Here is a 19,146-nt window from a genome sequence, read left to right on the forward strand (position 1 = left end):
GACAGCCCCCGCCGATTGGATTAGGACAATTCCAAAAAGCAGCGTTGCCCGGCTGCAGGCTCAATGCCGTCCCGCTTCGCCTGATGATCTCCGCCACGTCGAGGAAGACACCGATGCCAGCCTACCGTTCCAGAACCACGACCCACGGCCGCAACATGGCAGGCGCGCGCGGCCTTTGGCGCGCCACGGGCATGAAGGATTCGGATTTCGGCAAGCCGATCATCGCGGTGGTGAATTCCTTCACCCAGTTCGTGCCCGGTCACGTGCACCTGAAAGACCTCGGCCAGCTCGTTGCCCGCGAAATCGAGGCGGCCGGCGGTGTCGCCAAGGAATTCAACACGATCGCCGTCGACGACGGCATCGCCATGGGCCATGACGGCATGCTTTATTCGCTGCCCTCGCGCGAGCTCATCGCCGACAGCGTCGAATACATGGTCAATGCCCATTGCGCCGACGCCATGGTCTGCATCTCCAACTGCGACAAGATCACTCCCGGCATGCTGATGGCGTCGCTGCGCCTCAACATCCCGACGGTCTTCGTCTCCGGCGGCCCGATGGAAGCGGGCAAGGTCGTGCTGCACGGCAAGACGCACGCGCTCGACCTCGTCGATGCCATGGTCGCCGCAGCCGATGACAAGATCAGCGACGAGGACGTCCAGACCATCGAACGCTCGGCCTGTCCGACCTGCGGCTCCTGCTCCGGCATGTTCACCGCCAATTCGATGAACTGCCTGACGGAAGCGCTCGGCCTGTCGCTGCCCGGCAACGGCTCGACGCTCGCAACCCACGCCGACCGCAAGCGCCTCTTCGTCGAGGCCGGCCATCTGATCGTCGATCTCGCCCGCCGCTATTACGAGCAGGACGACATCAAGGCGCTGCCGCGCACCATCGCTTCCAAGCAGGCTTTTGAGAATGCCATGACGCTCGATATCGCCATGGGCGGCTCGACCAACACGGTGCTGCACATCCTTGCTGCCGCCCACGAAGGCGAGATTGATTTCACCATGGCCGATATCGACGCGCTGTCGCGCCGGGTGCCGTGCCTGTCGAAGGTCGCACCCGCCAAGAGCGATGTTCATATGGAAGATGTGCACCGCGCCGGCGGCATCATGTCGATCCTCGGCGAACTCGACAAGGGCGGTCTGCTCAATCGCGATTGCCCGACCGTGCATGCCGAGACGCTGGGTGATGCGATCGACCGCTGGGATATCACCCGCACCAACAGCGAAACCGTGCGCAACTTCTATCGCGCCGCACCCGGCGGCATCCCGACCCAGGTCGCCTTCAGCCAGGAAGCCCGCTGGGACGAACTTGACACCGATCGCGAGAACGGCGTCATCCGCTCGGTCGAACATCCTTTCTCCAAGGATGGTGGTCTTGCCGTACTCAAGGGCAACCTTGCGATTGACGGCTGCATCGTCAAGACGGCAGGCGTCGATGAATCGATCCTGAAATTCTCCGGCCCGGCCCGCGTCTTCGAAAGCCAGGACGCTTCCGTCAAGGCAATCCTCGCCAACGAGGTCAAAGCGGGTGATGTCGTCGTCATCCGCTACGAAGGCCCGAAGGGCGGCCCCGGAATGCAGGAAATGCTCTATCCGACGAGCTATCTGAAGTCGAAGGGCCTCGGCAAGGCCTGTGCGCTCATCACCGACGGCCGCTTCTCCGGCGGCACCTCCGGACTGTCGATCGGCCACGCCTCGCCGGAAGCGGCAAATGGCGGCACGATCGGCTTGGTGCGTGAGGGCGACATGATCGACATCGACATCCCGAACCGGACGATCAGCCTGCGCGTCAGCGAGACCGAACTTGCCGTCCGCCGTGCCGATCAGGACGCCAAGGGCTGGCATCCGGTCGAAGTGCGCAAGCGCAACGTCACGACGGCGCTGAAGGCCTATGCCGCCTTCGCGACAAGTGCCGATCGCGGCGCCGTGCGGGATCTGAACGCCCGCTAACTGGTCGAAGCTATTCCCCGCTGATTGAGAGTCAGCTACTCCACCGACCGGTCGCTTTTAAAGCGGCCGGTTGATGTTTTTATAGGTCTCGCCGAGTTGCTTCAGCCGCTCGTCATAGGCAGCCTTGATACAGACGGCATCCGCCGCGCATTCCTGTCGTTTTTTCAGCCAGGCTGTCTGCTCGTCCTGCAATGTTCCGCGTGAGCCCATCGCCAGCAGACCGGAAAGCAGCTCGAAGGTCGTCACCATCTTCACGTCGGCATCGTTGAGCGCGCGGTTGTCGCAGATCGCCTTTTCGTCCGGCTTCAATTCTTTCGCATCGCAGTCGAAGCTCGCCGCCTGGGCCATATCCGATGCAAAGATCGAAATCGCAAAGCCAAAGACTATCGTCATCGCTCTTGCCGTCATCATTCCAATATCCCTGTTGTCGCCGGTCAAACCAGTTTGCGCAATGTCAGAGCCAGGAAGATGATGCAGGCGAGCCAGACGGCAAGGATGAAGATCAATCCGAGACGACTGGAGGGGCGCTCGAGGCGCTTTGTCGCCTGCTCTCGAAGCGCAGTCATCACGTCAGCCGGAACGAGCCGGGTCGCCAACATGATGCCGAGCGGCACGATCAGCAGATCGTCGAGATAACCGAGCACGGGAATGAAATCTGGGATGAGATCGATGGGCGACAGGGCGTATGCGGCAACGGCGCCGGCCACCGCTTTGGCATGCCAAGGCACGCGAGGGTCTCGGGCGGCAAGCCACAGAGCTACGATGTCACGCTTCAGTGACTTCGCCCAGTTTTTGGCTCTTGATATCAGTTGCATGGCCGAAATTCCTGAATCAAGTTCGCAATGACTTCAATCGGTTTCCAAGACGTCCCATGGCCTTATTCTTCCATGCTTCCGCCCTCTTTCCTTTCTAGCGTCGGGCCACAGAACAAGATTCAGATTTTAGGCCGGTTCGGTCTAAAATCTGAATCTTGTTCGCAATTAGGTAGTTAGAGCATGAGGTCGTCCGAAAACCGCTCACACTTTTCGGCATCATGCTCTAAAACGTTCCACACGAGGATTCAAAAGGGATACCCATGCAAGGCCTGTTCAAGCGCGTCTCCGTCTCGCTGTTCGCTCTCATGCTCGTTCTGCCAGCTGCGGCCAATGCGCAGACGGCAAAGACCGTGCCCGAAAGCCAGATGCAGATGCAGCTCTCCTTCGCGCCGCTCGTCAAACAAACGTCGGGCGCCGTCGTCAATGTCTATGCGGAAAAGACCGTCCGGCGGCAGTCGCCCTTTGCCGGCGATCCCTTCTTCGAGCAGTTTTTCGGCCAGCAGATGCCGAACCGTTCCGAGAAGCAGTCATCGCTCGGCTCCGGCGTCATCGTCGAGGCGAACGGCACCGTCGTGACCAACAATCACGTCGTCGAAGGCGCCGACGACATCAAGGTTGCGCTGCCGGACGGCCGCGAATTCCCCTGCACGGTGGTGCTGCGCGACGACCGTGTCGATCTTGCCGTGCTGAAGATCGACACCAAGGAAAGTTTTCCGACATTGCCGATCGGCAATTCCGATGCCGTTGAGGTCGGCGATCTCGTGCTGGCAATCGGCAACCCCTTCGGCGTCGGCCAGACGGTGACCAGCGGCATCGTCTCCGCACTTGCGCGCAACCAGGTCGTCAGGAACGAGTTCGGCTTCTTCATCCAGACCGATGCTTCGATCAATCCCGGCAATTCCGGCGGCGCCTTGATGAATATGAAAGGCGAACTGATCGGCATCAACACGGCGATCTTCTCGCGCGGCGGCGGCTCGAACGGCATCGGCTTTGCCATTCCCGCCAATCTCGTCAAGGTCTTCCTCACCTCGGCAGATGCCGGCGTCAAATCTTTCGAGCGGCCCTATGTCGGCGCGAGTTTCGATGCCGTGACCTCGGAAGTCGCCGAGGCGCTGGGGCTAAACAAAGCGCGCGGCGCGCTCGTCGTCAAGGTTTCGGAAGGCGGGCCGGCCGCCAAGGCCGGGCTGAAGGCCGGCCAAATCGTCACCGCTGTCGACGGTATTTCCGTCGAACATCCTGATGCGCTGCTTTACCGGCTGACGACGGCCGGTCTTGGCAAGTCGGTCAAACTGACCGTCGTCGAGAACGGCCGCGAGCAGCAGCTGCCGCTGACGCTCGACCGCGCTCCGGAAACCTCGCCGCGCGACCAGCGCACCATTGGCGGGCGCACCCCGTTTAGCGGCGCTGTCGTCGAGAACCTGTCGCCGCGGGTCGCCGACGAACTGCGCATGCCGTCGGAATCGGCAGGAGTCGTCGTATCCGAGGTGAAGGAGGATTCGCCTGCCGCCCGTCTCGGTTTCGAGCCGAAGGATATCATCGTCTCGATCAACGGCACGGACGTGAAGTCGACCAGCGAACTGTCCGAAATCGCCGATAGCGACCCCGGCCTCTGGCGGGTGGAGATCGAGCGCGACGGTCAGCGCATCCGGCAGTTCTTCCGATGAGCAATGATCTCTTCGCGCCGCGTGTTCCGGAGGAGGTGGCCGCCAGGCGGCCGCTTGCCGACCGGCTGCGGCCGAAGACGCTTGCCGATGTCACCGGTCAGGAGCATCTGACCGGTGAAGACGGCGTGCTGAAAAGAATGATCGAAAGCGGTTCGCTCGGCTCGATGATCTTCTGGGGCCCGCCCGGCACCGGCAAGACGACGGTGGCGCGGCTGCTTTCGGGCGAGGCGGGTTTGGCTTTCGAGCAGATATCGGCGATCTTTTCCGGCGTCGCCGATCTGAAGAAGGTGTTCGAGACCGCTCGCCTGCGGCGTATGGATGGCCGTCAGACGCTGCTCTTCGTCGACGAGATCCACCGCTTCAACCGCGCCCAGCAGGACAGTTTTCTGCCGGTCATGGAGGACGGCACCGTCATCCTCGTAGGCGCCACCACCGAAAACCCGTCCTTCGAACTCAACGCCGCATTGCTGTCGCGCGCGCGCGTGCTGACCTTCAAGTCGCATGACGAGGAGAGCCTGGAGGAGTTGCTGAAGCGCGCCGAGACGATCGAGCAGAAGCCGCTGCCGCTGACGGAGGAGGCTCGCGTCAGCCTGATCCGCATGGCAGACGGCGACGGTCGCGCGGTGCTGACGCTCGCCGAAGAGGTTTGGCGCGCCGCGCGCGAGGGTGAAAGCTTCGACACCGAAGGCCTGACGCGAATCGTCCAGCGCCGCGCCCCGGTCTACGACAAGGCGCAGGACGGCCATTACAATCTGATCTCGGCGCTGCATAAATCCGTGCGCGGCTCCGACCCGGATGCCGCGCTCTATTATCTCGCCCGCATGTTCGATGCCGGCGAGGATCCGCTCTATCTCGGCCGGCGGTTGGTACGCATGGCAGTGGAGGATATCGGTCTTGCCGATCCGCAGGCGCTGGTGATCTGCAACGCCGCCAAGGATGCTTATGAGTATCTCGGTTCCCCCGAGGGCGAACTGGCGCTGGCCCAGGCCTGCGTCTATCTCGCCACCGCGCCGAAATCGAATGCCGTCTACACCGCCTTCAAGGCGGCAAGCCAAGCCGCCAAGCAGAACGGCTCGCTGCTGCCGCCGAAGCATATCCTCAATGCGCCGACCAAGCTGATGAAGGGCGAAGGTTACGGCGACGGTTACCGCTACGACCACGACGAGCCGGACGCCTTTTCCGGCCAGGATTATTTCCCGGAGAAGATGGGCCGCCAGACCTTCTACGATCCGCCGGAGCGCGGTTTCGAGCGCGAAATCCGCAAGCGGCTGGAATGGTGGGACAAGCTTCGCAAGGAGCGCAAGCCGCGCTGACGCGTCTGGGCCTGTTCGGTTGGTGAACGGGGCTCAGCCGCCAAGCGCGATCGCTATTGCAACCAGAAGCAAGCCGAGACAAGTCATCGTCATCCCTGCATAAAAAGGCCTGCCTCCTGAAAACCTCGCCCACGCATAGCCCGTCACAAACAGCAGCATGATGAGAAACAGGTTGCTGGTTCTCAGCGCAAGGTGCGCACTGTCGATGAGAAGGAAAGGGATCACTGCGGGAATGGCCGTGGCCGAGACCAGAACGAAGACCGCGATTGCGGCAAACAGATCAGCTTTCGGTAGGGACACCTTCACAGGATCGGCCCGGCATGCGAGCGTCAGGAGTGATCGATAGAGTGCGTCCGCGTCGGCGCCCCTTGCCGAGAACGGTGCCTCTGCAATCGGGAATTCGTTCGCGAGCACCGTCAGCGCCGCAGATTCGCTTCTGGCGGTTTTGATTTGCCGAAAAAGGCGCAGCCGCCTGCTTTTGTAAAACGTCGTACCGAGGAAGAACAAGACGGCGTCAATAATCCCCCAAGCGACGTTGCAGCCGATCGTTGCGACGATCAGATCGTGGACATTTAAGCCTTCCTTTTCAAAAACCAGCCTCGAACCGACCGTCCACGTCAGCGCCATAATCAATCCGAAAAGTACTTCACCGAGCGCATCGCCAGGATCAATGATATTGGTGATACGACCGATCAGATTCGAAGTCATGGACCACTTCCTAGGTGATGAAGATCATGGTTTGATGTTTCCACCAGCGCTCTGGTCGTGGAAGCTAAGCTGATTTGCATGGGTTCGCGCTCTGGGCGGCTACGGCTCGCAACGGGTGAATTGTGATCGACATGGCAGCTTGATTCATTGATCGTGATCAAAGATCAGCTCGATTGGATGGGTCTATAGAGCGCGTCTGCGCTTAGCACTACCGCGTCGGAGTAGAGACGCGGTGCTGTAAAGCTCAGGAAGCGCGCGGCGTCTTCTGATTGCCAGGCCCGGCGATCACCTTGACGGACGAATCCGCCAGCCCGTGATGGCCTTCCATATCGACGACGACATGCCAGTGGCCGCTTTCTGGAACGGCGATCTTGATCGGCGATTTACGCGCCACGCCGCCGATATATTTGAAATCGAGAACCTCGGTGAAGCGCTGGAAATTCGGCGCCGTCATCAAGCGGACATTGTTCACCGCATTCAACGACACCTCGACGATTGTTCCGGCGCGTTGTTCCTTGATATCGTAATGGGTGAAGCGGAAATTCGGTTTCGGCATCTGTCTCGTTCATCTGAAGTCTCTGCGAAGATTTTACCAGCATGCCGGTTAAGGAAAAGTTGGAAATCAGTCTTGAAGCCTCAATCGACAAATCTCTAAGCGCGGTGTCGGAAAAGCATGATCCCTGCCGTCCTTGCGGTATCGACGCAAACATGGAGCAAGGACATGACGAAGATGACGTTGATTTCGATGGTCGCAACGGCTGCCGCATTCCTGGCCGCCCCTGATATGTCGAGCGCCGGCGGTGAAGTACCCGTTGTCGAGGAGAAGGCAGTAGCGCCGATCGTCAAAAAGGGAAGTCTGCCGGTCAATGGCATCGATTATTACTATGAGATCCGCGGCGAGGGCGAACCGCTGCTGCTGCTTCACGGTGGTCTCGGGCAGATCGAAATGTTCGCGCCCGTCATGCCTGTTTTCGCCGACCACCGGCAGGTGATCGCCGTCGATCTGCAGGGACATGGCCGCACGCCGCTCGGCAAACGGCCGATCGACCTTGCGGCAATCGGTGCCGATCTCGCAATCCTGGTGAAGCAGCTCGGCTACGACAAGCTCGACGTCTTCGGCTATTCCTTCGGTGGCGGGGTGGCGCTGAACATGGCGGCCAACGCGCCCGACCAGGTGCGCCGTCTGGTGATCCTCTCGGCGCCCTATGCGCAGGACGGCTTTTTCCCGGAGATGCTGCCGCAGCAGGCGGCCGTCGGCGCCGGCATGGCCGAGATGATGAAGGACTCGCCGATGTTCCTCTCCTATAAGGCGGTGGCGCCCGACGTTTCCGAATTTCCGAAACTGCTCGACGCCATGGGCGCGCTGATGCGCGAACCCAAGGACTATAGCGATGCGGTCGCCAAGCTTACCATGCCGGTGATGCTGATCTACGGCGATGCCGACATGATCCGTCCCGAGCATATGATTGACTTCTACCACAAGCTCGGCGGCGGCCTGCGCGATGCCGGTTGGATGCGGGAGAACATGTCGAAGAACCGGCTGGCAATCCTGCCCGATCTCACCCACTACGAGACCTTCGCCTCGCCGCTCATGGCGAATGTGGCAATGACCTTCCTCGACGGCGGCGGCAAGGCGCCGAACTGGGCCGAGCAGGTCGGAAGATAAGCGAGGCGGCCGGATTTTTCCCGGCCGCATTTTTTTCGCCATCAGCTGCCGCGTCGGTTTTCCCGATCCAGCTGCGTCACCAGCGCCAGGATCGTCTCCGATACCGGCGTCGGTACTGCAGTCAGGCGTCCAAGCGCCACCAGCATGCCGACCAGCGGCGTGATTTCGAGCGCCTTGCCGCCGATCAGGTCCTGCAGCATCGATGTCCGAACGCCGCCAATATTGCGCGATTGTTCCAGCCGTTGCTCGACTGTCATGCTGAAATGCGCGCCGAGCGCATCGCCGACGGCAAGCACTTCCTTCATAACTTTGCCCACCATGTCCATGAGCGCCGGATCCGTCATGATGTCTGTCATCAGCGCCCGTGTCAGGGCGCTGATCGGGTTGAAGGCAGCGTTGCCCATCAACTTGCTCCAGATTTCGCTTCGGATATCGGGAGTGGTCGTAATGCCGAGATCGGCGCCGGTCAGCACCGCCGCTATGGCCTCCAGATCGACAGACATTTCGCCGGACGGCTCGCCGAGCACGAAGCGTCCTTTGTGGGAAAGCTGGATCTCACCCGGATTGACCACTTCGGCGCCTTGATAGGCGACGCAGCCAATCACGCGCTCGGGGCCAACCAGCCGCCAAAGCCTGCCGCTGGGATCGAGCTCATCGAATTGCAGCTCCGCATGCCCGCTCCTGGTATCGCGATGGAAATACCACCAGGGAATGCCGTTGAGGGTCATTATGACGCGGGTGCCCTGTTTCAGCAGGCCTGCGATACCCGCGGCGGCGGGCGCCAACTGATGGCCCTTGAGGCCGGTGATGACCAGATCTTGCGGCGGCAATGTCTTGGGATCGTCGGTTGCGGTCAGCCGCACGTTGAGCGGCGTTTCCGCATCGGCTTCGCGCAGGCTGAGGCCGTTGCTGCGGATGGCGTCGAGATGTGCCCCGCGTGCGACGACGGAAACAGTGATGTAGTCATCGGCCCGGCTTGCGAGCTTGGCGGCGATGGCGCCGCCAAGGGCACCGGCGCCATAAATGCAAATGGTCTTGATGGACATGGATTTGCCTCTTCACGGTGGTGTCTGCCTTAGATCTAGGCCATCCGCGGCGTGAGGCGAATGCCAATATGCCGCAAGGCGCTCTGTCCCGCCGTAACGACAGTGCCGCCGCACCCTTACATCCGGGATGCGGCGGCGGTACCGGCCTTGGCTCTCAGGCCGAGGCTTTTGCATCGCTCGAAAAATCCGTGGAGAGGGCAAGTTCACGCCAGACGGCAAGCTCCTTTTCGACGCTGGCATGCTGCTCCTCGATCACAGCCACCGTGTCGCTGCCGAACGGCATGCGCAGCGGCGGGTTGGCTGAATTGACCATCTTCATGATGCCGGCGGCGAGCTTGGCGGGATTGCCGGGCTGGGCATGATTGGCGTCGGCGGCGAAATTGCGCATGTTGCCGGCCGGCGTGCCTTCGTAATCGGCGATGGAGGTCGGGCTCACCGCCAGCGACGTATCGGCGAGGAAGTCCGTGCGGAAGAAGCCGGGCTCGACGATCGTCACCGTGATGCCGAAAGGTTCGAGTTCGGCGGCCATCGATTCGGACAGGCCTTCGACGGCGAATTTCGTCGAGCCGTAGACGCCCCAGCCGGGATAGCCGAAGTAACCGCCGATCGAAGAGAAGTTCAGAATATGGCCGGAACGCTGGCGGCGCATATAAGGCAACACGGCGCGCGTCACCTTCAGCAGGCCGAAGACATTCGTGGCATAGAGCTTTTCGATCTCTTCGGCCGTGGCTTCCTCGACGGCGCCGAGCAGGCCGTAGCCGGCATTGTTGGCGAGAACATCGATGCGGCCGAAGCGGGCGATGCCGGTAGCCGCAGCGTCTTTCGCCTGCGCCTCGTTGGTGACATCGAGTGCGACGGTAAGCAGATTCGGATGATCGCCGAACTGCTCGGTCACGGTCTTCGGGTTGCGGGCGGTGGCGATAACGGCATCGCCTGATGCAAGGGCTTCCTTGGTCATCAGCGCGCCGAAGCCGCGGGATGCACCAGTGATGAACCAGACTTTCATGACGAATTCCTTTCGGGGACTATTTGCTTGTCTCGGCGTCGCATCTCTGTGCTGACGGGGTTGAATTTGACCGAAAATCCGTTGCTGTATAAGATTTGTTATTCTTGAAACTATGATGAGCAAAATTCAGCAATGCGTGCCACCGAACTTTCCGAACTCGCGGCTTTTGCGGCCGTTGCCCGGCAAAAGAGTTTTCGCAAGGCCGGCGAGGAGAGGGGTGTCACCGCTTCGGCAGTCAGCCATGCCGTGCTCAACCTTGAAGACCGTATCGGCATTCGCCTGCTCAACCGTACGACGCGCAGCGTCTCGCTGACCGAGGCCGGCGAACTGCTGATCTCGCATCTCGACCCGGCCTTTGGCGAGATGGCAGCAGCGCTCGATGCGTTGAACCGATATCGCGACACGCCCTTCGGCAAGGTGAGGATCAATGTGCCGAATTCGATCGGCCCCTTCGTCATCGGCCGCGTCATTGCTCCGTTGCTCCAACGCAATCCCAATTTGCAGTTGGAGATCAACGCGACAGACAGGCTGGTCGATATTGTCGAGGAGGGTTTCGATGCCGGCATCCGCTTCGGTGAGCGCCTCACCGAGGGCATGATCGCACTGCGCATCAAGCCGCGCATCCGCTTGGTCGTCGTCGCTTCGCCCGCCTATTTCGAGGCCCGGCCGAAGCCGGCGACGCCGCACGATCTCAAGCGCCATCTCTGTATCCAGAACATGTTTCCGTCAGGTGCACGCTATGCCTGGGAGTTCGAGAAGGATGGCCAGGCGGTGAGCTTTCAGCCGACGGGACCGCTGTCGCTCGACGATCACGAACTGATGATGCAGGCAGCGCTCGGCGGTGTCGGTCTTGCCTATATCTGGGAACCGCGCGTGGAAAAGGCGATCGCCAATGGCGAACTGATCCAGGTGTTGGAAGACTGGTGCCAGCCGGAGGAGCCGCTCTATCTCTACTATCCGAGCCGACGCCACATGTCGGCGGGCTTCAGGGCAGTCATCGACGCGATGAGAGCCGAGTAAAAAAGGTGAGGATTCGCATCCCTCAGCCTTTTGACTCCTGCGCGTGAACTGGCCAATGATGCTGCCATGGCCGCCATGGCCAGCATCATCGGGAGAGGTTGATGAACGGTCGAATTTTGCCAACTGGTAATCGAAGAGCTTCAAAGCGGCTCAGCGGTCTGTTGCCCACATTGGCCGCGCTGATGCTGCTGGCTTCGGCGGCGGCCGGCAAGGACATTGGACCGCAAAGCCAGGCCTCACGCGAGCAGGTCGAAAAGCTCGTCGGCCTCTGGAAGGATCATTTTGCCGGCGCCGACGGCTTGCAGCAGCGGCGGACAGCCTTTCGGGCGCTGATGGAAACGACGCCGGGGCCGACCCGCATCCAGGTCCGGCAGGTCGATGCGGACGGCGTCGATGCCGAGCTGATGTGGCCGGCCCGGCTACATCACCCGATCGGCCAAAGGATGATCCTCTATATTCACGGCGGCGGCTTCTCCAGCGGCTCCATCCGCACGCATAGCCTGCTTGCCGGCTCGCTCGCCAAGGCCGCATCCAGCGATGTGCTTCTTGTCGATTATCGGCTGATGCCCGAATATACCTATCCCGCGCAGATCAACGACGCGCTGACGGCCTATCGCTGGCTTCTCGACAATGGTTATCGCAATGACAATATCGTCATCGCGGGAGACGGCGCCGGCGGCAATATCGCGATCGAAACCGTGCTCCGGCAGATGCAGGCCGGAAAGGCGCTGCCGGCGGCGGTCATTGCGCTCAGCCCCATCACCGATCTTGCCGCGACGGGCGGATCGATGACATCGAATGCCGACAGCGATCCGCTGGTCGGCAAAGACTGGATCGGGGCCTTACGCAAGGCCTATCTCGGCAACCGGTCGCCGACCGATCCCCAGGCATCGCCGCTTTATGCCGATATGACCGGCTTTCCGCCGCTGCTGCTACAGGTCGGTTCCGGCGAAGTCCTGCTGGATGACACGTTGCGGCTCGCCGACAAGGCGCGCCAGGCGGGGGTGGACGTCACCACCGAGATCTGGCCAGGCATGCCGCATCAGTGGCAGTTGTTTCCCTCGCTGCTCGACGATGCCGATCGGTCGAGTCAGAATCTCGCCGAGTTTGCGATCCGGCATTTTGAGGACAAACCGGAATAATAGGGGCCACAAGAGTAGGGACTCACTCTCTCATTGCGATGTGCCACGCGACGGTGACGGCGCCAGCGGCCGCTCGACTTCCCGGCCCACGCTGAGCGCCTTTCTGATATTGGGCTCCAGCCGCTCGATATAGGCGTGATCGGGCGCGGCGCCGAGCGCATCCAGCATTTTCGAGAAGAAACACCGGGCCGCTGCCGCGGCCGTGATGTCGAAGACCTCGGCATCGCTCAGCCCGTGTTTCTTCAGCCCGTCTATATCCTGCTGGGTGACCGACGTCGCGTCGCGCGCCACCTTGGCGGCAAAGGCCATGATCGCCCGTTCGCCGGCATCGATCGGCGCTTTCTCCGTCTCGTTGACAACGGCCGTCAGCCCGTCGCTGGTAAAGCCCTCGCGCAACAGCACCGAGCCGTGCGCCAGCATGCAATAGGAGGATTTCAGCTCCTTGGCCGCCGCCAGCGTCACCAACTCATAGCGCCTGAGGCTCATATGGCCGCGAATGCTCGAAAGCAGCGCTGCCCAGTTCTCCATCACCTCCGGCCGGTGACCGAAGGCACGGTACATGTTCGGCAGATAACCATAATTCGCCTCGGCCGACGCATACATCGACGTCGTCTTCTCGCTGGCGGATGCATTGGGGGTGTGAATGAAAGCCATGGCATGATCCTCCTCTATTGAGAAGGATAGGGTAGATATGCAGGACAGCAATCCTGAATTAACAGGCAGCGTCACCGCTCGCAGAAGCGTTACCGGTTCGCTCGGTGGGAAGGGTTACGCTAAAGGTCGATCCGCACCCTCGTGCGCTTCGAACCTCGATCGAGCCGTGGTACAGTTCGACGATCTGCTTCACCAGATTGAGGCCGATGCCGGTGCCGGCAATTCCAGTCGACGTTCCCGCACGAAAATAACGCTGGAACAGCCGGGGCACGTCTTCGGGATCGATCCCCACGCCGTCATCGCTGACCGAGACTGTGACGTTTCCCGTCTCCTCCCATGCCGTGACGCGAATTTCGGAGGTTCCGAGCGCGTATTTGACGGCATTGGACAGCAGGTTGGTAAAGACCTGCGCCAAAGTGCGCGGATCGGCATCGATGAACTCAGGTAGCCTGTCGATCTCCAATACAAAGCTGTGCGTCCTGGCGATCGAAGACTGCCGCTCGCAACAGGTTCTTATCAATGATCTCAAGGCGCAGGCGTCGTAGCCGATATCGATTTTGCCGGTGTCGAGGCGCCCGGCCGAAAGGATGCTCTCCATAAGATCGACGATCCGGTTAACCGATGCGCGGACTGCTCGTCCAGAAGGCCAGGGCTGTCCTTTCCCACCTCGTTGACATCACTCGGCATGGGTTCACTGATCCTGACAAACAAGCCAGCCGAGTGATTGGAATTTAGATCGTTCCAATTTTCCGGTTGAGATTACGATCGAGAACGGCGCTGAATTCTCAAGGGAAATGAACAAATCGATAATGGGACTGCAAATGTCACTTGACAAAATTGGAACGTTCCAAATATTTATCCATCAGTCGACGTCGTGGTCGGAGAGGGAAATGACAAAGACGCGGGTAACCGTCATCGACATCGCAAAGGCCGCCGGCGTCTCCAAGTCGACGGTTTCGCTGGTGCTTCAGGGCTCCTCCCTGGTCAATGAAGGGACGCGTGCCAAGGTCAATGCCGTGATGCGCGAACTCGGCTACGTCTATAATCGCGGCGCAGCCAATCTTCGCCAAGCCGGTGCCAAATCGAAGATCGTAGGGGTCGTAGTCAACGACCTGACCAACAGCTTCTTTGCCGAGCTGGCGGTCGGCGTCGATATGGTCGTTCAGTCGGCCGGATTCGTGCAGTTCCTGTCGAACACCAGTGAAAGCATCGACCGGCAGCGCGAGGTCGTCGCATCGATGCGTGAGCATGGCATTTCGGGGCTGATCGTCTCGCCGGCGCGCGCCACCGATGCCGCCGATTTCAAGCCGCTCGTGGCGGCCGGCATACCGGTGGTGGTGGTCGTTCGAAACCTGCCCGGCGCCAAGGTCTCGTCGATCGTCTCCGACAACCAGGCCGGCATGATGTCGGCGGTCAAGCACCTGGCGGGCCTCGGTCACAAGCGCATCGCTTTTCTCGGCGGCTTTCCCGACACCGCCGTCTTCGACGACCGGCTTGCCGGTTACCGAAGCGGTGTAGAGGCAGCCGGGCTCGATTATCACGAGGATCTGGTCGTCTCATCCGCGCCGTCGCGGGCCGGCGGGGTAGAGGCGATCGGAAAGGCGATTACGCTTGGCCGTCGGCCGACCGCAGCGGTCTGCTTCAACGATGCCGTGGCCTTCGGCGTTTGCGACGGATTGCGCGCGCGCCGTCTGGAGCCTGGCGCCGACTTCGCAGTGGTGGGTTTCGACGATGTCATCGAGGCTCAGGCAGCGGTTCCGGCGTTGACCACGGTCTCGGTCGATCCGCAAGGCATCGGGCGCCGCGGCGCACAGATGCTTCTGAAGCAGATCAATGCCGGCAAGGCCGAGGCCGAGACGGTGATAACAGCCGTTCGCCTGGTTGTCCGCGAGAGCTGCGGCGCTGGCAAGACCACGCCGGCAAAGACCGGCAAGAGCGTAAAAATCGAAACAGGACGCTGAGCAACGCATATGAAGAAGCATCTCACCCCAGCCGAAGCGGCCGCGTTGATCCCGGATGGCGCCATTGTGACGGTATCGTCATCGAGCGGTCTCGGTTGCCCGGATCTCATGCTGAGGGCCATTGGCGAGCGTTTCGATGCGACCGGTCATCCCCGTGACTTGACGACCCTTCATCCGATCGCCGCCGGCGACATGAGCGGCATCAAGGGCGTCGACCATATTGCCAGGAAGGGTCTGCTCAAGCGTATCATCGGCGGCTCCTATCCATCGGGACCGTCGTCATCAGAGCCGCCGCTGATCTGGCAGATGATCACCAATAACGAGATCCCGGCATACAATATTCCCTCCGGCATCCTCTTCGACATCCATCGCGAAGCCGCCGCCAAACGGCCGGGCGTCCTGACCAAGATCGGCATCGACACATTCGTCGATCCCGAGCGGCAGGGCTGCGCGATGAACGAGCTGGCTTCGGAACACCCGGTGGTCAAGCGTGTCGGCTTCGAGGGTGACGACTGGCTGTTCTTCCCCTCGATCGTCCCTCAGGTCGCCATTATCCGCGCCACCACCGCCGATGAGCGTGGCAATCTTACATACGAACATGAAGGCGCATATCTCGGCGGCCTCGATCAGGCGCTGGCCGCCCGCAACAATGGCGGCATCGTCATCGCGCAGGTCAAGCGGATCACCAAGGAAGGCTCGCTGAAACCCCATGACGTCCGCGTGCCTGGAATGCTGGTCGACTATATCATCGTCGATCCCGATCAGAAGCAGACGACGCAGACAGGGTACGATCCGGCAATTTCCGGTGAGATCTTCCGCCCGCTCGCGAGCTTCCACGTTCCGGAATTCAATGTTCAGAAAGTCATCGCGCGCCGCGTCGCGCAGGAACTTCAATCGGGAAGCTGCGTCAATCTCGGCTTTGGCATCTCGGCCAACGTGCCGCGTATTCTGCTGGAGGAGGGCCTTCACGGCGCAGTCACCTGGGTGATCGAGCAAGGCGCGGTCGGGGGCGTGCCGCTGCTCGACTTCGCATTTGGCTGTGCCTCCAATGCGGATGCATATATGCCGTCTCCCTACCAGTTCACTTACTTCCAGGGCGCAGGTTTCGATGCGTCGCTGCTGTCCTTCCTCGAGATCGGCAAGGACGGTTCGGTCAACGTCTCCAAGCTTTCCTTCCGGCCGCATGTGACGGCTGGCGCCGGAGGCTTCGTCGACATCACGGCGCGGGCAAAGAAGATCGTCTTCTCCGGCATGTTCAACGCCGGAGCAAAGCTTTCGATCGCCGATGGGGCTCTTCTCATCGAAAAGGAAGGCAAGCTGAAGAAGCTCGTCAACGCGGTCGAGCATGTCACTTTCAGCGGTAGGCGGGCGATCGAGCAGGGGCAGGAGATCACCTATGTCACCGAGCGGTGCGTCATGAAGCTGATGCCGGATGGCATCGTCCTCACCGAGATTGCGCCCGGCGTCGATCTCCAGTCCCATATCCTGGATCAATCGGAGTTTCCGCTGATCGTCGCCCCCGACCTGAAAGTCATGGACGCCGCACTCTTCGGCGAGGCAGCCATCGGCCTGTCGCTTCCAGCCAAAAGGGAACGGACGCTGGAGGGCGGTTTCAATGGCTAGCGGAACAGTCAGAGTTGACATCGACGGACATGTTGCGACGCTGACGATTTGCCGTCCGGAGAAGCTGAACGCGCTCGATCTCGACATGCTGAAGGCCTTAGCGGACGCGGCCGACGCGGTGGAGGCGAACCCGGATGTGCGCGCCGCCGTTCTGACGGGCGAAGGAAGGGGATTTTCCGCAGGCGGCGATATCAAGGCCTGGGGCGGAATGCTGCCGCAGGAATTCGGTCATCTCTGGGTTCGGTACGGTCATCGTATCTTCGAAAGACTGGCGACGCTACGGGTGCCGCTGGTCGCGGCGCTGAACGGCCACGCCCTCGGCGGCGGGTTGGAGCTGGCGGGCGTTGCCGACATTCGCCTCGCAGAGCAACACATCAAGATCGGCCTGCCGGAGACCGGCCTCGGAATGGTGCCGGGCTGGTCGGGGACCCAGCGTCTCGTGCGCCGGTTCGGGGCGCAGGCCATCCGGCGCATGGCGCTCGGCGGTGAGATCTTCACCGCCGAGGAGGCAAGGCTGCTCGGCATCGTCGACGCAGTCGTTCCAACAGGAAATTCACTCGCCGCCGCCAGGGAATATGCTGAGAGGATTGCTGCAAGAGGGCCGGCTGCCGTCGAGATCGCCAAGTTGATGATCGCATCGGCGAATGGTGAAGACAATGGAACCGCGGTCGAAGCCCTGGGCTCGATCCTCGCCGCCAAGACCGGCGATCTGAAGGAGGGCGTCGCATCATTCAGCGAGAAGCGCCCGGCAACGTTCAAGGGAGAATGGTAATGACGGTTCTCGTCAACCCCACCGCGCTCAGCGACCACAAAGCGCGTGATTTCAAGATGCTGATCGATGGCAAATGGGAGACCGGCGCTGCCGATCCGATCGAGCGTGTCGCGCCAAGCCATGGTGTCGTGGTCAGCCGGTTCCCGACCGGCAGCAGGACGGATGCCGAGCGCGCCATTGCTGCGGCACGCAAGGCCTTCGACCTCGGGCCATGGCCCCGCATGACCGCGTCCGAACGGTCCGCCATCCTGCTCAAAGCTGCCGATCTGATCGCCGCGCGTGCAGAGGAGCTGGCGTTTCTGGATGCTATCGAGGCAGGCAAACCGATCACGCAGGTGCGGGGCGAAATTGCCGGCTCGGTCGATATCTGGCGCTATGCGGCGGCTCTTGCACGCGATCTCCATGGCGAAAGCTACAATACGCTCGGCGACGGCACGCTCGGCGTCGTCCTGCGCGAAGCGATTGGCGTGGTCGCGATCATCACGCCCTGGAACTTTCCGTTCCTGATCGTCGGCCAGAAGCTGCCCTTCGCGCTCGCCGCGGGCTGCACCGCCGTCGTCAAACCCTCGGAGCTGACCTCAGGATCGACACTTGTGCTCGGAGAGATCTTGCAGCAGGCAGGCGTTCCGGATGGCGTCGTCAACATTGTCACCGGTGGGGGATCTGAGGTCGGCGCCATCATGACCTCTCATCCTGACGTCGACATGGTGTCCTTCACCGGCTCGACCGGCGTCGGAAAACTGACGATGTCGAATGCGGCGCAGACGCTGAAGAAGGTGTCGTTGGAATTGGGGGGCAAGAACCCACAGATCGTCTTTCCGGATGCCGATCTCGATGCGTTCATCGACGCTGCGGTCTTCGGCGCCTATTTCAATGCCGGCGAGTGCTGCAACGCCGGCTCGCGGCTGATCCTGCACAAATCAATCGCCTCCGATGTCGTCAAGCGGATTGCCGCGTTGTCGAAGGCAGTGAAGGTCGGCGACCCGCTCGATCCATCGACGCAGGTCGGCGCGATTATCACGCCGCAGCACCTGGAGAAGATTTCAGGATATGTCGCCGGTGCCAGGAGCAGCGGTGCTCGGATCGCGCATGGCGGCGAGACGCTCGACCTCGGCATGGGACAGTTCATGTCGCCGACGATCCTCGAAGAGGTTACCCCTGATATGGCGGTGGCGCGCGAGGAGGTCTTTGGCCCGGTCCTTTCGGTCCTGACATTCGAGACATCGGCAGAAGCGATCAGCATCGCCAATTCCATCGACTACGGTCTGTCGGCCGGTGTCTGGAGCCGCGATTTCGACACGTGCCTGACGATCGGCCGGTCGGTGCGGGCAGGGACGGTCTGGATGAACACCTTTATGGACGGCGCCTCGGAGCTTCCCTTCGGCGGTTACAAGCAGAGCGGCCTCGGCCGCGAGCTCGGCCGCCATGCGGTCGAGGACTACACCGAGACCAAGACGCTGAACATGCATATCGGCAAACGCACCGGCTGGTGGATGCCGCAGACGGAAAAGCTGGCTTAGCCGGTAATGAAACTACGCCTGAGGAGGGCGGGTGATTGGTGCGGGAATGGGTCCCGCATCTTCCAAAATGGAACTGGGAGGATCTTCGATGAATAGGTTTTTGACCACGACTGCCGTGATCGCATTGGCTCTGGCCGGCGCTCATGTGTCCGCTCGCGCAGCTGACGTAAAAGAAGTTCAGATGCTGCACTGGTGGACGTCTGGCGGCGAGGCAGCGGCGCTGAACGTTTTGAAGCAGGATCTGTCGAAGGAAGGTTTTGCCTGGAAGGACGTGCCGGTTGCCG

17 protein-coding genes and 2 pseudogenes are annotated in these 19,146 nt (G+C 61.3%); 11 read left to right on the plus strand and 8 right to left on the minus strand.

Annotation, left to right across the window (positions count from 1 at the left end; all coding sequences use genetic code 11):
* Positions 1–113: 113 nt before the first annotated feature.
* Positions 114–1,952 carry a dihydroxy-acid dehydratase gene (ilvD, locus tag HJB83_RS08565; RefSeq protein WP_207583851.1) on the plus strand — a complete coding sequence of 613 codons (1,839 nt, stop codon included), beginning with the start codon at positions 114–116 and terminating at the stop codon, positions 1,950–1,952.
* Between the two features lie 57 nt (positions 1,953–2,009).
* On the opposite strand, the gene HJB83_RS08570 is transcribed toward ilvD, so the two are convergent.
* Both HJB83_RS08570 and HJB83_RS08575 read right to left on the minus strand, forming a co-directional pair.
* Entirely contained in the window at positions 2,010–2,363 is a 354-nt protein-coding gene (locus HJB83_RS08570) for a lysozyme inhibitor LprI family protein (protein ID WP_207583852.1), read from the minus strand.
* A gap of 23 nt (positions 2,364–2,386) precedes the next feature.
* A complete protein-coding gene (locus HJB83_RS08575) occupies positions 2,387–2,767 on the minus strand; it encodes a YkvA family protein (RefSeq protein WP_221131561.1) in 381 nt (126 codons plus the stop codon).
* Between the two features lie 260 nt (positions 2,768–3,027).
* On the opposite strand from HJB83_RS08575, the gene HJB83_RS08580 reads away from it, so the two are divergent.
* Both HJB83_RS08580 and HJB83_RS08585 read left to right on the plus strand, forming a co-directional pair.
* Positions 3,028–4,431: a DegQ family serine endoprotease gene (locus HJB83_RS08580; RefSeq protein ID WP_221131562.1), complete on the plus strand. Its 1,404-nt coding sequence runs from the start codon at positions 3,028–3,030 to the stop codon at positions 4,429–4,431.
* Positions 4,428–5,744 (plus strand): replication-associated recombination protein A, encoded by a 1,317-nt coding sequence (locus HJB83_RS08585; RefSeq protein ID WP_221116275.1) that lies wholly within the window; start codon positions 4,428–4,430, stop codon positions 5,742–5,744. Before HJB83_RS08580 ends, HJB83_RS08585 begins: the two co-directional genes overlap by 4 nt.
* 33 nt (positions 5,745–5,777) lie before the next feature.
* Here HJB83_RS08585 and HJB83_RS08590 read toward each other — a convergent pair whose 3' ends face one another.
* Both HJB83_RS08590 and HJB83_RS08595 read right to left on the minus strand, forming a co-directional pair.
* A complete protein-coding gene (locus tag HJB83_RS08590; protein WP_207583856.1) occupies positions 5,778–6,452 on the minus strand; it encodes a VIT1/CCC1 transporter family protein in 675 nt (224 codons plus the stop codon).
* Positions 6,453–6,696: 244 nt separating this feature from the next.
* Complete coding sequence (locus tag HJB83_RS08595; protein WP_207583857.1) at positions 6,697–7,008, minus strand: DUF1883 domain-containing protein; 312 nt, start codon at positions 7,006–7,008, stop codon at positions 6,697–6,699.
* 117 nt (positions 7,009–7,125) lie between these two features.
* On the opposite strand from HJB83_RS08595, the gene HJB83_RS08600 reads away from it, so the two are divergent.
* Positions 7,126–8,118 (plus strand): alpha/beta fold hydrolase, encoded by a 993-nt coding sequence (locus HJB83_RS08600; protein ID WP_207583858.1) that lies wholly within the window; start codon positions 7,126–7,128, stop codon positions 8,116–8,118.
* 41 nt (positions 8,119–8,159) lie between these two features.
* On the opposite strand, the gene HJB83_RS08605 is transcribed toward HJB83_RS08600, so the two are convergent.
* Together HJB83_RS08605 and HJB83_RS08610 are read right to left on the minus strand one after the other, a co-directional pair.
* Positions 8,160–9,164 (minus strand): ketopantoate reductase family protein, encoded by a 1,005-nt coding sequence (locus HJB83_RS08605; protein ID WP_207583859.1) that lies wholly within the window; start codon positions 9,162–9,164, stop codon positions 8,160–8,162.
* 154 nt (positions 9,165–9,318) lie between these two features.
* Positions 9,319–10,170, minus strand: coding sequence for an oxidoreductase (locus HJB83_RS08610; RefSeq protein WP_221116276.1), 852 nt, complete (start codon positions 10,168–10,170; stop codon positions 9,319–9,321).
* Positions 10,171–10,302: 132 nt separating this feature from the next.
* Between HJB83_RS08610 and HJB83_RS08615 the strand changes: the two genes are divergently transcribed.
* Positions 10,303–11,190 (plus strand): LysR family transcriptional regulator, encoded by an 888-nt coding sequence (locus HJB83_RS08615; RefSeq protein ID WP_221116277.1) that lies wholly within the window; start codon positions 10,303–10,305, stop codon positions 11,188–11,190.
* A gap of 170 nt (positions 11,191–11,360) precedes the next feature.
* Positions 11,361–12,332, plus strand: coding sequence for an alpha/beta hydrolase (locus tag HJB83_RS08620; RefSeq protein WP_207584293.1), 972 nt, complete (start codon positions 11,361–11,363; stop codon positions 12,330–12,332).
* 30 nt (positions 12,333–12,362) lie between these two features.
* Here HJB83_RS08620 and HJB83_RS08625 read toward each other — a convergent pair whose 3' ends face one another.
* Positions 12,363–12,986: a carboxymuconolactone decarboxylase family protein gene (locus HJB83_RS08625; RefSeq protein ID WP_221116278.1), complete on the minus strand. Its 624-nt coding sequence runs from the start codon at positions 12,984–12,986 to the stop codon at positions 12,363–12,365.
* Positions 12,987–13,044: 58 nt separating this feature from the next.
* Positions 13,045–13,617, minus strand: a pseudogene (locus HJB83_RS08630) (sensor histidine kinase); the annotation flags it as partial.
* Positions 13,618–13,876: 259 nt separating this feature from the next.
* Here HJB83_RS08630 and HJB83_RS08635 point away from each other — a divergent pair.
* The 5 genes and pseudogenes from HJB83_RS08635 to HJB83_RS08655 form a co-directional block, all read left to right on the plus strand.
* The gene (locus HJB83_RS08635; protein WP_207583863.1) at positions 13,877–14,947 is read left to right on the plus strand and encodes a LacI family DNA-binding transcriptional regulator; all 1,071 of its coding nucleotides are present in this window, start codon (positions 13,877–13,879) and stop codon (positions 14,945–14,947) included.
* A gap of 9 nt (positions 14,948–14,956) precedes the next feature.
* A complete protein-coding gene (locus tag HJB83_RS08640; protein ID WP_207583864.1) occupies positions 14,957–16,570 on the plus strand; it encodes an acyl CoA:acetate/3-ketoacid CoA transferase in 1,614 nt (537 codons plus the stop codon).
* Positions 16,563–17,342 (plus strand): enoyl-CoA hydratase/isomerase family protein, encoded by a 780-nt coding sequence (locus HJB83_RS08645; protein WP_207583865.1) that lies wholly within the window; start codon positions 16,563–16,565, stop codon positions 17,340–17,342. Before HJB83_RS08640 ends, HJB83_RS08645 begins: the two co-directional genes overlap by 8 nt.
* Complete coding sequence (locus HJB83_RS08650) at positions 17,342–18,862, plus strand: aldehyde dehydrogenase family protein (protein WP_207583866.1); 1,521 nt, start codon at positions 17,342–17,344, stop codon at positions 18,860–18,862. The genes HJB83_RS08645 and HJB83_RS08650 overlap by 1 nt, the downstream gene beginning before the upstream one ends.
* An 88-nt stretch (positions 18,863–18,950) precedes the next feature.
* A pseudogene (locus tag HJB83_RS08655) lies at positions 18,951–19,146 on the plus strand (sugar ABC transporter substrate-binding protein); the annotation flags it as partial.

The sequence above is a fragment of the Rhizobium sp. NZLR11 genome, from assembly GCF_019685115.1.
Classification (GTDB): domain Bacteria; phylum Pseudomonadota; class Alphaproteobacteria; order Rhizobiales; family Rhizobiaceae; genus Rhizobium.

Bases quoted from the DNA above. Each gene is read 5' to 3' on its own strand.
- HJB83_RS08570 (WP_207583852.1), bottom strand. From the start codon at position 2,363: ATGATGACGGCAAGAGCGATGACGATAGTCTTTGGCTTTGCGATTTCG.
- HJB83_RS08580 (WP_221131562.1), top strand. From the start codon at position 3,028: ATGCAAGGCCTGTTCAAGCGCGTCTCCGTCTCGCTGTTCGCTCTCATG.
- HJB83_RS08645 (WP_207583865.1), top strand. From the start codon at position 16,563: ATGGCTAGCGGAACAGTCAGAGTTGACATCGACGGACATGTTGCGACG.
- HJB83_RS08650 (WP_207583866.1), top strand. From the start codon at position 17,342: ATGACGGTTCTCGTCAACCCCACCGCGCTCAGCGACCACAAAGCGCGT.
- HJB83_RS08585 (WP_221116275.1), top strand. From the start codon at position 4,428: ATGAGCAATGATCTCTTCGCGCCGCGTGTTCCGGAGGAGGTGGCCGCC.
- ilvD (WP_207583851.1), top strand. From the start codon at position 114: ATGCCAGCCTACCGTTCCAGAACCACGACCCACGGCCGCAACATGGCA.
- HJB83_RS08595 (WP_207583857.1), bottom strand. From the start codon at position 7,008: ATGCCGAAACCGAATTTCCGCTTCACCCATTACGATATCAAGGAACAA.
- HJB83_RS08605 (WP_207583859.1), bottom strand. From the start codon at position 9,164: ATGTCCATCAAGACCATTTGCATTTATGGCGCCGGTGCCCTTGGCGGC.
- HJB83_RS08575 (WP_221131561.1), bottom strand. From the start codon at position 2,767: ATGCAACTGATATCAAGAGCCAAAAACTGGGCGAAGTCACTGAAGCGT.
- HJB83_RS08610 (WP_221116276.1), bottom strand. From the start codon at position 10,170: ATGAAAGTCTGGTTCATCACTGGTGCATCCCGCGGCTTCGGCGCGCTG.
- HJB83_RS08640 (WP_207583864.1), top strand. From the start codon at position 14,957: ATGAAGAAGCATCTCACCCCAGCCGAAGCGGCCGCGTTGATCCCGGAT.
- HJB83_RS08600 (WP_207583858.1), top strand. From the start codon at position 7,126: ATGATCCCTGCCGTCCTTGCGGTATCGACGCAAACATGGAGCAAGGAC.
- HJB83_RS08635 (WP_207583863.1), top strand. From the start codon at position 13,877: ATGACAAAGACGCGGGTAACCGTCATCGACATCGCAAAGGCCGCCGGC.
- HJB83_RS08590 (WP_207583856.1), bottom strand. From the start codon at position 6,452: ATGACTTCGAATCTGATCGGTCGTATCACCAATATCATTGATCCTGGC.
- HJB83_RS08625 (WP_221116278.1), bottom strand. From the start codon at position 12,986: ATGGCTTTCATTCACACCCCCAATGCATCCGCCAGCGAGAAGACGACG.
- HJB83_RS08615 (WP_221116277.1), top strand. From the start codon at position 10,303: ATGCGTGCCACCGAACTTTCCGAACTCGCGGCTTTTGCGGCCGTTGCC.